We start from the raw sequence: 15,711 nt of genomic DNA, 5'->3' as shown, positions 1-15,711 counted from the left end.
TTAACGGGCATGCCGCGAGAGGCACCCCGAATGATGAAAGCCTGCGCGGCATGCCCCTCATCCGGCGCTTCGCGCCACCTTCTCCCGGTGGGAGAAGGGCATCAAAGAGGGCGTCGCTACGCGACTTTCACGCTAGCCGTAGGGGCGCTATATAAGCCAGCACAGCTGAAAACCCGGGCGGGTAGAGCCGCCCTTTCCAAAAGTCCGTATAAGCCTGTGAATCTCGTTGAGGCGCGGGCCTAACGGCGGGTCTTGACCCGCCGCCCTACGTTTAATCGCCGCCGCCGTTACCGCCGCCGCAATTGCCGTTGTCGCAATCTGGTGGTGGTACGCACTGCTTGGTCGAGGTCAAGGGGGTCGGCCGCGGAATGAAACCATTCCCCCATGAACCGCCCCAACCGCCCCAGCCGCTGGCACCACCACCACCGATACTGCCACCACCACCGCCGCCACAGCTTCCGGTACGCCCATTCGCGCTCCAAGCCACATTGGCTCGCCCCGGAATGATCTGGCCATTGACGCACTGGCTTTCGTAGTTCACCACACCCTGGTAATTGAAACTCCAGCAGCCGGCCGCTCCGTTGAGCTCGTCATCCGGGTCGAAACTCTGCAGCGCCACGATGCGATATGGCACCACCAGCACATCTCCCGCTTCCAGCGTCTCCGGCACCGTCCGTAGGTATTCGATACGCGTGCGCGCATCCCCCGTCGGCAAGCTCGCTTGCACCTTGTCGGCACGGATCAATCCGTAGTTCGTAAGCGTCAACTCACCCTGGAACACATCTCCCTTGCGCATCATCGGCAGGTTGATCGACAACGGCTCGATCATCACCAACGCGGTCGGGACGTTGGTCTTGAACGTCGCGTTGAGGATGATTTCGTAGCGATCCTCGACGGTGATTTCCTTCACCGACCACTCCACGGTGACCAGTTTGCTCATCAGGAAAACCCGCTCATCGCCGACTACACCCGGCTTGATCCACAGCTGCCCCGACAGATCATCGTGATCCCACGCAGAGATACGGTAGCTGTATTCACCGGCAGGAATGTTCTCCAGCAGTACCTGGCCACGATCATCGGTGGTCGCACTGAACTCACTGCTCAGTACGTTGCGGTTCTGCAGCTTGATCTTGGCGCCCTTGAGCCCCAAAACCCGCTGCCCCTGCTCGTTCAACGTGCCGGTGTAGATGTCTTCCACCTGGAAAATCACCCCACCCTGCCCTGACTGGGTAACCGATGCACTCATCGGCACATTGGCCACCGGCGCGTTATCGCTTTCGATGCGCAGGGTGAAGTAGTAGTCGCCTTCCGCCACGGCGGCGTCGGGACTGAACGCGACCCCTATCAACTGACTGGCACTCACAGGCAAATCGCCCAAACGCTCAGCAGTTCGCAGGCTAACCCAGCCAGGTGCTGCGCCGCCCTGCTCATCGAGCAGGCTGACGCGAACGTTGCGCAGCACATCCTGACCCGGGTTGCTAAGGGTTACCTGCTCAACCTGCTCAGCCTCACGCGAGACGCCGGTTCGGATCTGCGTCGGAGCGACTCGGACCAACGGCTGGGCTTGCACAAGCTTGTACTGGATACGCACCTGCCCTATAGGCCGCTCCAGACCGTCGGCGACGATGCGATAATCCAGCAACCCAGACTCAGCCGCGCCGTTGTCCCCACTGATGCGCAGAGTCAAATTGCCGCGTTGCTTGGCAATCAGGTTGAGCGCACCACCCTGCTGCACCTTGAGCCCTGTCGGCAAGCCGCTGCTGCCGTCAGGTTGTACATATTCCAACCTGACGTTCGCCAGCGGTGAGTCATGGCCCGCCTCCACCACCACCGTGACGGTTTGCTCATAGTTACGCGGGAAGCTGGTATTCACCGACGCAGGCGAGAACGCAGCGCCCTGCACCAGGAAGCGTCCATGTTGCGGACGCAGCTGGATACTTGGGTGAATCAACGACAGCAAGTACTCCCCGGAGTCGCTGGAGGCCGTATCGAACACATACTCAAAGACACCTTGCTCGTCGGTATTGACGCTCACCACGTGCTCGAAGCCTCGGACGTTGAGCACCAGCTTCAGCGCCACTCCTGCTAGCGGTTGGGCATCATCACGCCCCAATGCTCGGCCACGAATCGTCACGCTGTCACCCGCCTGCACTTGCTCTGGGCTGATCGCGGTGATTTCTCCTCGATAGGGGGCTTCCACCAGGCTCAACTCATGACTGCTACGCAGACCACCCAACTTCAGCTCACCTGGTAGCCCAGTCTGATAGTGAAGGAAGTCCGCTTCCAGTCGCACACGTACTCGATCCGGTGCAGCCACCGGTACATCGATGCTGAATGGCCCGGTTTCCAGCACGTCATAGCCCCCTACCCGAGCGACAGTTCGCCCGTCGCGGACAGTGATCAAGCCATTGCCCACGGAGGCTTTGACCGACTGACTCGCCAGCACGTTGCCCTGCAAGTCTTCCAGTATCAGGCGCATCTCGTCCGATACTTGGTTGCCGTTACTGCGCGCAGTGATCAACTCCGTTGCGATGGCGCTAGGGTTCTCCAGACGGACACGAACACTGCCACTACCACCACGAGTGAACTCGTCGGGCAACAACTGCACCAACAGGGTGTTCTCACCTGCAGTGATCGTCTCATTGCGCTGAATGCTGACCGACTCACCCTCTTGTGGTGCCTGCACTATCTCCACACTCAGCGGTACGACACCTGGCAGATCTTTATATCCAGCAACCACGACCGCTACTTCGGACACAGAACCAGCACCAACATCGAAGTAGTCGGACAGATGCTGCTTGACCTGCCCTTCGCTGCTGACGTCGACACGCAAACGCAAACGTTTGACAGCAACGGAGCCACTGTTAAGAACTCGGTAATGGAGCTGATTGAAAACACCTCGCTCGAGTTTTTGCTCAGCTCGCAGCTCTGCTTTCAGAGCAGGTAACAACAACGTATGTGGCAAGCTCTCCACACCCTGAGCATCGACAGCCGTCACGCTGTACTGACGCTCGGCACTAAAGGGCAGCGCGACACGGTGATCAACGAAACTGGTGCTCGTAATCAAGGTCTCGTTGAGCTTCTCCGAAGAGGTGCCGGCATAGACGTTGTAGCCGACCACATCCTGACCAGAGTGGTCCCACTGCAACTGTGGCGCCTGCCCTTCAGCCAAGTGGACCGACAGGTCACGTACCGGTAGCAGACCGGCATTGAGGTACACACTTGTCGCCGGTGCCGACTCATTACCAGCAGCATCCACTGCCGTCACGGTATAGGCATGCTCGACATCAGACGGGCGACTATCCAGTGCAATGCGCTCCGGAATATCACTCTGCAGCGGAGCGAGCCCCTCGATATCGATAGGCTGATCCTGCCCGACATTGGCACGATACAGGTTGTAGCTAACCACCTGGCCTGCCTCGGGAGCCAACCAGCGCAATACGATTCCTGCACCGTTGAGCTCGATGGACAGATCAGTCGGTGCCCCCGGCGCTTGGCTCAGCACGTCCACCTTGATCGAATCACTGGGCAGACTGACCGCCTCTTTATCATCGTGCTCGCGGATACTGGCCACACGATAGTGGTAAGCCCCATCGGCCAACCCCGCAACCGGCAGGTTGTCCTCGAAGGCCTGTTCACGCACACGCCCCAGGGCGACGAAGTCGCTATCAGCATCACCACGACGATACACCTGGTAGGCGCTTGCCTCCGCCACCTCTTTCCAACTCAGAGCCACTCGCCCCGCCGACAACGCCTTACCGCTCAAGCCTTGAGGGATATCCAGTGGCGGCAGGTCTCCCTTATACACCTGAAAATCACGGCGTCCCAGAATGCGCTCACTGGTATTACCAAGGTCATCGCTGGCCCGATAATCGAAGCTCAGAAGCTGGACACTCTGCTGCCCCGCGTCGACTGGTAAACGGAAACGTCCGGTGTAGATGGGTGCCCCTGGCTGCGACTGGGCATCCAGGCTCAGAGCAAGCGGGCCAGGCTGGCTGACCAATGCCTGGCCATCGAGGCGTGGCGTCAGCTCTGGCAATGCGATCGGGTCCTTGCTCAGGCGCAGAACAACCTGAACCTCTCGCCCCTGATTGCCGTCGACCAGATTTTCCACCGGGCTTTCTGGCAACAGCGACAGCTGCTGCAAGTCAGGCCCCTGTGTGTCCACACGCAAGGTCTTGCCCTCAACAACCTCCGTTCCTTCATTACCCACTGGGTCATGCGCAGAAACCCGCGCATAGAGCAACCCGGACGGTACGGCAGCGCTCAGATCAAAACTCCCGAGGTAAGACAGCGGATCATTCGCCGCCTGAGTCAGACGCACAGGAATCGATGCCCCCTGCGGTACATCCAGGCTGAAGAAGGGAGCGTTACGAAGCGCCTCACTCATGCGCAGGCGGACGTCCACACGCCCAGGCGCAAAGCGTCCATCACCGGAGACCTGCCCCAGACTGCTGTATAGCGCCTCTTCCACCTTGGGTGGTGTGCTGTCTGCAGTAACCGACTGCGGCACCGACAAGGCACTTTGCGAGCCAAGCGTGTTGACGCTGCTGACACGGTAATAGTAGGTGCCATCAGCCGTTGTCTGATGCTGGTAGCTGGAGCTGGTCAGTGCCTTGCTGTTGAGTTTGCTCACCCCTGCATCAGTCACCGAGGTGAACGGCTGGTTGGCCGCGTACAGGTCGTAGCCCGACACTCCGTTCACAGCAGCCCAGCTCAGGTTCACGATACCTTGTGCCTTGGCGATGGCCTGAAGACTCCCTGGCGTATCAGGCAAGGCGCTGTCCAGATTGACGCGCAGTGGTTCACTCGCCGCACCGAACTGCTCCCGACTACCGTAACGCAGGCGTGCGGTAAGTTGGTTATCACCTTCTACCAGGGTCAAAGGCACCTGGGCCTGACCACTGCCGTCAAGCACGACCAAGTCACCCAAGTCGCTACCGTTGTGGCTGATTTGAGCCAGGCTGTTGGCCTGGCCACGAACGATCAGCACCTGCTGCGGCGCATTGGTCTTGCTGGCCTTGCTCTGCAGACTCAGGCTCGGAGCCGCTGGCGGAGCCAGCTCAACCTGCACGGCCACTTCAAGCTGTGATTGGTTATCGAGGGTGTCGTACAGACTCACTTGCAACTGGTGGGGACCATCAGCCACCTGAACCAGACTCCAGGCCTGACGGTAATAGTCACCTGCCCGAGTCGCCATGCCCATGGGTTGCCCGTCAAGGCTCAACTCGACGCGACCAATGCCAGATTCGTCCTTGGCCTGAATCCTCAGCTCACCCAACTGAGCCAGCACACCACCTGCACGAATATCCTGATTCGATGATCCATCATGCCAGGTCAGAGCAGTCAGCTCCGGTCCGTCCGAATCGGCAACAGGCTTGACGCTGAGCGACTGCACTTGCGGATTCTCTCCACCAGATGCATTCACCACCGTAACTGCTACGTGGTAAGCCTTGTTATTCAGCAAGCCGCCGATCGACGTGCTGACCTGCCCTACCCCCACCTTGGCTTTGGGCGACATGCCTTGAATGGAAGTGAACGGCTCATCTGCCACATACAACCTGTAGCCACTGACCCATTCGCTTGGCTGGACGGCTTTCCACTGTGCCTCAAACCGATTGGAGAGCGCTTGCAGTTGCAGATCCTGCGGATTACCCAACCAGGTGATACCTGGATTGCGTACTCCTGCACTCTCGTTGCCATCTCCATCTACAGCGACCAATCGCAGTGGATGAGCCGAACCCGCCGCGAGCCCCGTGAGGCTATAACTCAAGCCATCAACGAGGGCAGGCAGCGGAAGATCGATGCGCTGTACGCCACCGTCACCGACATAGAGCACATAACCCGAAAGATCACCCGCGAGGTTGACACTGGCTTGCCAGCTCAGCTCGAGCCGATCCTCAAAGGAGCGCACATTGAAGCCGCTCGCGTCTGCAGGAGGCTGGATATCTTGTGGAGTTGCCGCTTGAGATAGCAGCTCATCGACCAGCAAGCCTTGCTGATCCACCGCAACCACTGCGAAGTGTCGCGTTTCTGCGCGCGGCAAGTTCTTCACCACGGCCTGACGCGTTCCTCCAGGCACCGTCATCGTAAGTTGCGCTTCGGCAACACGAGTGAACGGCTGAACGGCTGAATAGATGCGGTACTGCTGGATATCGTTGCCGTTGGCGACTTCATCGTAGTTCGGCCATGCCAGCTTGACTTCGGTACCGCTACCCTGAGGGTCGATACTGAAAAGAACCGGCCCTGGAGCTTCATTGTCGAAACGCACCTGAATGGAGGTACGCGGGCTCACGTTACCCGCTACATCTCGCTGCTCGAGGGTAAACAGGTTATCACCCGGCACCAGATTGATATCCCAGTTCCAGTTGGTGCCACCTCCCGACATGCTACCAACGGCCTGCTCGGCGGCATTACGCAAGATCAACGAGCTTCCGTTTTCCTTGGTAATGCTCAACCGCAGTACATTGACCGTGGTAACGGCAGGGTATGCCGCCAACACAGGTGCCAATGGAGGGGTGTAGTCAAGCGCGAAAGAAAAGGTCGTGGTACTCAGGTTACCGGCCCGGTCTTTCAAGCTCACAGCAACACTGTACTGTCCCTCCAGAAGGGTGCTGCTAGGCGTCAAGCGAAGCGTGTTGCCTTCCAGGCTCAACTGTCCGGCTATCAGGTCGTTGCCACGTTTGAGTACCAGGCTGCTGTTGGCGAAGTCCAACCCACTCCCAGCCTCGACGAAGCGAACCCAGACAGAGTCCGGCACAGTATTGATAGATCCGCCATGGGAATACTGCTGGAAGCTCGGGCGCGTACTATCGACACTCAGCTTCACCACACTTGCGGGAGACAGATTGCCTGCCGCATCGCGTGCTTGAATCTGCAGGTCGCTGTCACCCTCGACAGGAACGTAGTCACTGATCGTCCAGGCACCGTTGCCGAGCGCAACTTGCACAACCCCATTGACCAGAATGGCTGTTTGCGACTCTCGCTCGCCAGTCAGGGTGACACGGCGAACATTGATAGAGTTGATCGCAGGAGCAACCAATGGGCTTGTGACTACAGGCGCCAATGGTGCCTGACGGTCGATCACGAACTGGCGTACGAATACATCACCCGGCTCGTCTTCGATACCGTTGCCGTTCTGATCCATGCCGCGTCCCTGAACCGAACGAATACCTGGCCCAACGCGAAGCTCATATAGACCATCACTCAACACCGACTCCAACTCGAAGCGGTAGCGCACGCTGTTCAGGGCAGTGATCGACTGAATGGGCACAGCGCCTTGAGGCCCACTCAACGCTACAGCACTGGCAGTGACCGTTTCGGGGTCGACGGCATTAATGAAATCGACGGTGAAGGCATTGATCTCACGACCGATAGAGCCATCGACGTCGGCTCCGGCAACGGCGGTCGAGACCACACGATTCTCCAGGTGTAGCGAACCCTGCTCGGCTGCTGTAGCACTACCACTGCGAACACCACCCGCAACGCTGATCTGACTCAGTACATCGAAACCCTGGAGCCCGGCGTAATAAATAGCGATACGCCCGCCGCCACCGGAGCCACCAGAGTTACGGCCGGCACCGCCATTGGCTTGAATGCGCGTAGTCGCGCTCCCCAGCAACACTTGCGTGTCGACCCACAAGGAGCCGCCTGCGCCGCCGCCAGCAGTAGAATTGCTCGGGTACGCTTCACCATTGGCGAGTAGCTGCCCATCCAGATGCAAGGAGCGCGCTACCAGCTTCAACGCACCACCGCCACGGACCATGCCCGAAGTCCCGCTACGGCGACCGCCCATACCGAAGGTGACCGGCGTCAGATAGTCGCCATATACCGCATTCGTCTGGCAACCACCGTAAGACCCGCCCAAGCCACCGTGGCTGCCCCCACAATAGCTGGCTACGTCGGCACCGGGCATCAGCCCTTTGGCACTGACATCGATACGCGAGCTGGCATCGACTTCGATCTCATCGGCGGTCAGAGTGATGCCCTGGGTGAAGGTCTCCGATGCAGCTGGCGTGGTAATCACCCCACCATTGATCAAGCGTATTTTTTGCCAGCTTCTATCATCCGAAAGCTCTATGGTGTAGTTATCCACCAGGAGCTCGTCCACAGTCTGGTTGAAGGAGCCGCTGAGCTGCAGGGTCGCACCGCTGAAACGGTAACTGCTCGTGCTCAAAGCAAAGCCTGCCTGATTCCAGAGACCAGCGTCCAAACGGAGATCGGCGACGTTCAGGTCAGCTCTTTGCAGCAAATGGCTACCAGCGGCCTGCACCAGCCCTAGCTGACCAGCCAAGAGTTCGACATTGGCATGGTTGACGGTCAGTTTTTCTTTTAACTCACCTTCACTGCCCAAATCGAGCAAGGTTGTAGCAGCCCTGGTTCTATCTACGCCGGTATTGTCGATAATCAGCTCGGCCTGATCACTGCTCCTATCGTTCAGATAGAGAGTTCCCGCGCCGCCCTGCTGGTAGTTCCAACTCAAGCCTCCACGAACTTGCAACCGCTGCAACAAAGTCGCGCGATCTACTTCCTGGAAATGCACGGCAATACGCCCACCACCACCGCCACCACGAGTGCAAGTACCGCAAGTACTCGTACCACCACCATTGGCCTGAATCTTCGCCTCGCTACCCAGCTCGATTGCATCGACGCGTAGCAGCAACGATCCACCACTTCCAGAACCTTGGCTCGAAACGTATTGACCGTTGGCCAGGAGCTGGCCGTCCAACTTTAGCGTCCCTGCGCGCAGCTCAAGCGCACCGCCGCCGCGGGTGAACGTATTACTCCCTCGACCACCGCTACCAAAATCAGTCGGCTCACGGAAGTCGCCATAAGACTCGTTGGTCGAGCCGTTATAAACACCACCACTACCGCCATAGCTGCCGCCAGTGTATGTGCCAATAGCTGTGGTGCCCAACTGCCCTTTGCCGCTGACATCGATCCGTGAACTTGCATCCACTTCGATCTCATCGGCAGTAATCACTACAGCCTGGGTGAAGGAATCTGAAGCCACGGGCGTGGTGATCAATCCTCCATTCAACACTCGCACCTTGCGCCAGGTTGCGTTCTGATTGAGTGCAACGGTGAAACCATCCACGATCAGGTCAGTTTGTACACCACTGAAGGCTCCGCTCAGGTCCAGTGTGCTGCCATCGAAGGTATAACGCTCAGCATTTAGCGCATGGCCAGCCTGAATCCAACTACCGCCTGCCATCAGCAGGTCTGTAACGGCAATATCTCGCACCTGAGTCAGTTGGCTATTGTTCGCTTGCAAGAGCAATACTTCGGCAATATTTAGCGAAGCAGTGCTGTCAGCAAAGGAAACTTCGCCAAGCTTGGATCCGACCAGCTCAATATTGGCATTGATCACTGTTAGTTTATCGGCGAACTCAGCATTGTCGCTCACGTCTAGCAGAGTCGTTGCAGCCCTGGCCTTGTCTATGCCGGTGTTATCAACGATCAGTTCGGCCTCTGCGGTAGACTGATTATTTAGATATACCGTACCGGCGGCACCGTGTTGTTCACTTCCATAAGGCCATGGAGTTGTTTTTCCACCCACAGCACTGATTACAGTTGACGCAGTCTTCTGCCACTGTTTGTAGTTAATCGCTATTCGTCCTCCACCACCTGCACCAGCGTAGCAACAATCTGATGCCCCCCCTCCTTTAGCCTCGATCTTGGCTTCAGCCCCCAAAACCAGTTCATCTACATTTAATAGCAATGCCCCACCACTACCGGAGCCGTGGGTATAAGACGTTTGGCCATTGGCTAGCAGCTGGCCATCGAGCTTCAGTTTAACTGCACTCAGCTCAAGGGCACCGCCACCACGAGTGAACGTATTGCTTCCCCCTCGACCACCAGTGCCTAAATCCCTTGGCTGACGAAAATCACCATAGGGAGCATTAGTCAATCCCGTTTGAGAAGTACCACCACTACCGCCATAACTACCGCCGGCGTATATACCAATAGCTGTAGTACCCAACAGCCCTTTGCCGCTGACATCGATCCGAGAGCTAGCATCCACCACAACTTCATCAGCAGTGATAGTGATACCTTGAGCAAAGTCAGCAGCAGCCTCCAGACTGGTAACCACACCGCCGTTAAGCACATGCATTCTTTCCCAGACCGTATCCCCACCCAAGATCAACGTATAATTATCAACCTCTAGATTGACACCATCACTAAGGTCAGTACGAAAAAGCTTGCTATCGACGTTATGCACTTGAGTATTGGCAAAGTCACCACGAAGCAGGACCTGAGCGTTATTTAGAAAAATCGCACCTGAATAATTAATTTCACGAAGATCTAGATGACTTACAGGGGCACTGGCAGAGCCCCCCGTGTTATTGAATACCAGTTCCTCTGCACCGTTCTGCAGGTTCTTCAGGTAAACCGAGCCCGCTGCTCCCGGCTGCGCATGCTTGGACAGCCCACCTCGCGCCAGAACCTGCTCATGCAGCGTCCCCTGCTCCAGCGTCTCGAAGTAAATAGCAACACGGCCACCGCCACCACCGCCGTAGGTGGTATCACTGCTCGAGCCGCCACCATCAGCCTCGATCCGCGCCCCATCCCCAAGACTCAGCGATTTCACCTTCAGCAGAAGGGAGCCACCACTACCAGAACCGTAGTTAATAGCGTGCTGACCGTTGGCACGAATGGCGCCATCCAGCTTCAGCACATTGGCTACAACGCTGAGAGAGCCGCCACCTCGCGTGAAACTGTTGTTTACATAACGGCCGCCAGTACCAAAATCCTTCGGCTCACGAAAATCGCCATACGCCGCGTTAGTGGACCCCGATTGATAACGACCGCCCTGGCCACCGTAACTACCACCTGCGTATGTGCCAATGGCTGTAGTACCCAGCAGCCCCCTGCCGCTTACATCGATCCGTGCACCGGCCTCTACTTCTATTTCATCCGCAGTAATACTGATGCCCTGGACAAAGCCGCTCGATGCTTCAGGCGTGGTAATGACACCACCATTGAGCACATGCACCTTCGACCAACTGCCACTACGATCCAGCTCGAAGGTATAACCATCCACCACCAACTCGTTCTCAGCGTTGCGGTAGCTTCCAATCAAACGCCCATTGGTGACATCAACATCCGAGAAGACTGCATCGCCCTGCACTGTAAGGGTGGAGCTGATCAGCGTGACCTTGCTGCGGTAATCCGTGCCATCGTCCAGAACTAACAAGGCGGAAGGCGCGCTATCAGGAACCCCCGTGTTGTTGAACACCAGTTCCTCTGCACCGCTCTGCAGGTTCTTCAGGTAAACCGAGCCCGCTGCTCCCGGCTGCGCATGCTTGGACAGCCCACCTCGCGCCAGAACCTGCTCATGCAGCGTCCCTTGCTCCAGCGTCTCGAAGTAAATAGCAACACGGCCACCGCCACCACCGCCGTAGGTGGTATCACTGCTCGAGCCGCCACCATCAGCCTCGATCCGCGCCCCATCCCCAAGACTCAGCGATTTCACCTTCAGCAGAAGGGAGCCACCACTACCAGAACCGTAGTTAATAGCGTGCTGACCGTTGGCACGAATGGCGCCATCCAGCTTCAGCACATTGGCTACAACGCTGAGAGAGCCGCCACCTCGCGTGAAACTGTTGTTTACATAACGGCCGCCAGTACCAAAATCCTTCGGCTCACGAAAATCGCCATACGCCGCGTTAGTGGACCCCGATTGATAACGACCGCCCTGGCCACCGTAACTACCACCTGCGTATGTGCCAATGGCTGTAGTACCCAGCAGCCCCCTGCCGCTTACATCGATCCGTGCACCGGCCTCTACTTCTATTTCATCCGCAGTAATACTGATGCCCTGGACAAAGCCGCTCGATGCTTCAGGCGTGGTAATGACACCACCATTGAGCACATGCACCTTCGACCAACTGCCACTACGATCCAGCTCGAAGGTATAACCATCCACCACCAACTCGTTCTCAGCGTTGCGGTAGCTTCCAATCAAACGCCCATTGGTGACATCAACATCCGAGAAGACTGCATCGCCCTGCACTGTAAGGGTGGAGCTGATCAGCGTGACCTTGCTGCGGTAATCCGTGCCATCGTCCAGAACTAACAAGGCGGAAGGCGCGCTATCAGGAACCCCCGTGTTGTTGAACACCAGTTCCTCTGCACCGCTCTGCAGGTTCTTCAGGTAAACCGAGCCCGCTGCTCCCGGCTGCGCATGCTTGGACAGCCCACCTCGCGCCAGAACCTGCTCATGCAGCGTCCCTTGCTCCAGCGTCTCGAAGTAAATAGCAACACGGCCACCGCCACCACCGCCGTAGGTGGTATCACTGCTCGAGCCGCCACCATCAGCCTCGATCCGCGCCCCATCCCCAAGACTCAGCGATTTCACCTTCAGCAGAAGGGAGCCACCACTACCAGAACCGTAGTTAATAGCGTGCTGACCGTTGGCACGAATGGCGCCATCCAGCTTCAGCACATTGGCTACAACGCTGAGAGAGCCGCCACCTCGCGTGAAACTGTTGTTTACATAACGGCCGCCAGTACCAAAATCCTTCGGCTCACGAAAATCGCCATACGCCGCGTTAGTGGACCCCGATTGATAACGACCGCCCTGGCCACCGTAACTACCACCTGCGTATGTGCCAATGGCTGTAGTACCCAGCAGCCCCCTGCCGCTTACATCGATCCGTGCACCGGCCTCTACTTCTATTTCATCCGCAGTAATACTGATGCCCTGGACAAAGCCGCTCGATGCTTCAGGCGTGGTAATGACACCACCATTGAGCACATGCACCTTCGACCAACTGCCACTACGATCCAGCTCGAAGGTATAACCATCCACCACCAACTCGTTCTCAGCGTTGCGGTAGCTTCCAATCAAACGCCCATTGGTGACATCAACATCCGAGAAGACTGCATCGCCCTGCACTGTAAGGGTGGAGCTGATCAGCGTGACCTTGCTGCGGTAATCCGTGCCATCGTCCAGAACTAACAAGGCGGAAGGCGCGCTATCAGGAACCCCCGTGTTGTTGAACACCAGTTCCTCTGCACCGCTCTGCAGGTTCTTCAGGTAAACCGAGCCCGCTGCTCCCGGCTGCGCATGCTTGGACAGCCCACCTCGCGCCAGAACCTGCTCATGCAGCGTCCCTTGCTCCAGCGTCTCGAAGTAAATAGCAACACGGCCACCGCCACCACCGCCGTAGGTGGTATCACTGCTCGAGCCGCCACCATCAGCCTCGATCCGCGCCCCATCCCCCAGACTCAGCGATTTCACCTTCAGCAGAAGGGAGCCACCACTACCAGAACCGTAGTTAATAGCGTGCTGACCGTTGGCACGAATGGCGCCATCCAGCTTCAGCACATTGGCTACAAGGCTGAGAGAGCCGCCACCTCGCGTGAAATTGTTGCTTACATAACGGCCGCCAGTACCAAAATCCTTCGGCTCACGAAAATCGCCATACGCCGCATTAGTGGACCCCGATTGATAACGACCGCCCTGGCCACCGTAACTACCACCTGTGTATGTGCCAATAGCTGTGGTACCCAGCAGCCCCCTGCCACTTACATCGATCCGTGAAACAGAATCAACAGATATGGACTCGGCAGCAATCTGCAGAGTCTGCCCGACCTGAGCAGTGATGACTCCCTGGTTACGGACAACGACAGATTCGAAATCATGATGACCTGAAATGGTCAGTTCTGCGCCGTCAACGATCAGCCTTTTACCATCCAGACTGGAATCATAAGCCCCAACAAATCGATTGATATCAACCAGAACATCACCGACTTCGATAGAGAACTCATAGACGCGCTCTTCACCCAGAGCAACCCCGGCGTTAGAACTTAGCGAAGCGTCAAACACGACCCGATAGCGTCCATCCCTGATACGAGACTCGAATTCAAGTCGTAAATCACGCCCCTGCCCTAGCGCCTTGACAGGTATTTCAACCTCAGCATCTGAATCGGCATCAGAAGCCAAGTAAAGCTTCACCAGTCCGCTGTCCAGGACCTTCGCAGGAGAGTTTTGATCAGTCAAAGGGGCACTAAAAGAAAAACTTAACTCTTTCAGACTACGCTCATACACGGAGGGCAAAGAGTCAGTAACCAAATTGAAAGAGCTTATGCTTGGTTTACCGAAAGCGACACCTTGATCCAGTGCACGATACAAATTCTGACACCCGACATCGTCACCAGAACAGTCGTACCTTATCCGCTCAACAGCTTGCTCCATAGGAGCTAGATAAGAGAGCCCATCCCGACCATAGCTATACCCAGGAGTACCATTCAAAATTCCAAGAACATTTTCTGCTCTTTCATAATTAAGATAGTGCGATCTGCTATCATCTTCTCCCTTGACGTAATAGCTCGCCTCCGCATTAAGGCTTTCTCTTCTCGTGATCTCGGGATATAGAAACGCAACAAAAGATGATTCATCCTGCCACACACTATACAAACCATCCGACCATCGCTGACTTTGAAGCGGATAGTATCCAAATGCAGCCATCATCAATACAGCACGCGTCATCGTACTATCGACTGAACCGTCCTCTAACTCGGGATTAGAACAGGACAGCTCATTCTCAACAACACTCTTACGCGCCAAAACCGAAGAGCGGCTGGCATGCAGCTGCTCGGCTTTCGGCAAGACCATCCTGGTTGGCTGTAGGGGCATGAACTCATGCCATGCGTCATTACGGACAACAATCAATTCATCTATGTCACCCTGAAAACCGCTGACATTCTCTTTCACAAGCTCCGCTTTGGCACTTGAAGAACAGTTACCAAGGGTGATATCCAAACCAGACAGACTGCTGACACCATCAGGTACCTCAAGAGCCCATATCTTTTTCAACCCCAAGTACACTTCAACTTCGAAGGGAGCAAAGACAATAAAAAGGCCATCCGAAGGCTTATCAAGCTCAGCCGCTATATGTTCAGAGCGGCTAACGCCATTCTCATCGACGTATGCGCGTAGCCCACCATCACCAAACAAGAGCGCAAACCTGTTACCAACAGAAAACAAGCACTGCCATTCAGGTGCGGCTTCGCCCCAACGATAATTAAAATACCCACCCAGAACGACATCAGAGGACAGCCCCTCCAGAAAACCGGTAAACAAGCTAAGTGAACCCTGACCATTCAGGCGCAACGCTTTACCGGCATGTTCCCCCAAAAAACTAGGTACTGTAACTGGCTCACCACCAAGATACCTTAGCGACTCATATCCAACCTCGTTGAGACTTCCATCCTCCGCCGAAGCCAGGTTATCGGCAGAAAAATAAACCATAGGATTCAAGAGCCTCAGCTGATCTGAAATCTCTGCTGAAACCGCTACCGCAGAGCTCATCCAAAGCATGCTTAAAAGTACAAATTTCTTGAAAAGCAGAGCCTTGCGCAGAACAGATCCGACCGAGCAAACTGCAAGCCCGACAAGACGGCTCAAACACAGCCCTACCTTAGAGAAAAAAGCAAAAATAGTTTGATGCATGCAATTGAAATCCCTTCAGACCAAGGATCATCCTTGATATTTTAAGAACCGTTACAAACGTTTATTTTATAAAGCCTGCACTTCATAGCTGTTCATTGCGGCCGCGATAGCCGCAATATGCGCCCAGCACCGTCAAAATCCCTCTTGCACTGCACTTGTACGCCAATACCACTCAGCACGACACCGACAAGAACAAGCAGTCAGCACAGGAAAAATATGCGAAGAAAATCACCCAGCAAGGTGAGACAAGA

1 protein-coding gene is annotated in these 15,711 nt (G+C 56.3%); it reads right to left on the bottom strand.

Features of this window, described 5'->3' with window-relative positions; genetic code table 11:
* Positions 1-271: 271 nt before the first annotated feature.
* Complete coding sequence (locus tag FIV02_RS08450) at positions 272-15,460, bottom strand: Ig-like domain-containing protein (protein WP_152488357.1); 15,189 nt, start codon at positions 15,458-15,460, stop codon at positions 272-274.
* Positions 15,461-15,711: the final 251 nt, after the last annotated feature.

Origin of the sequence: Pseudomonas sp. THAF187a (assembly GCF_009363395.1) — a bacterium.
Classification (GTDB): domain Bacteria; phylum Pseudomonadota; class Gammaproteobacteria; order Pseudomonadales; family Pseudomonadaceae; genus Aquipseudomonas; species Aquipseudomonas khazarica.
This window is presented reverse-complemented; position numbering and strand designations above follow the sequence as displayed.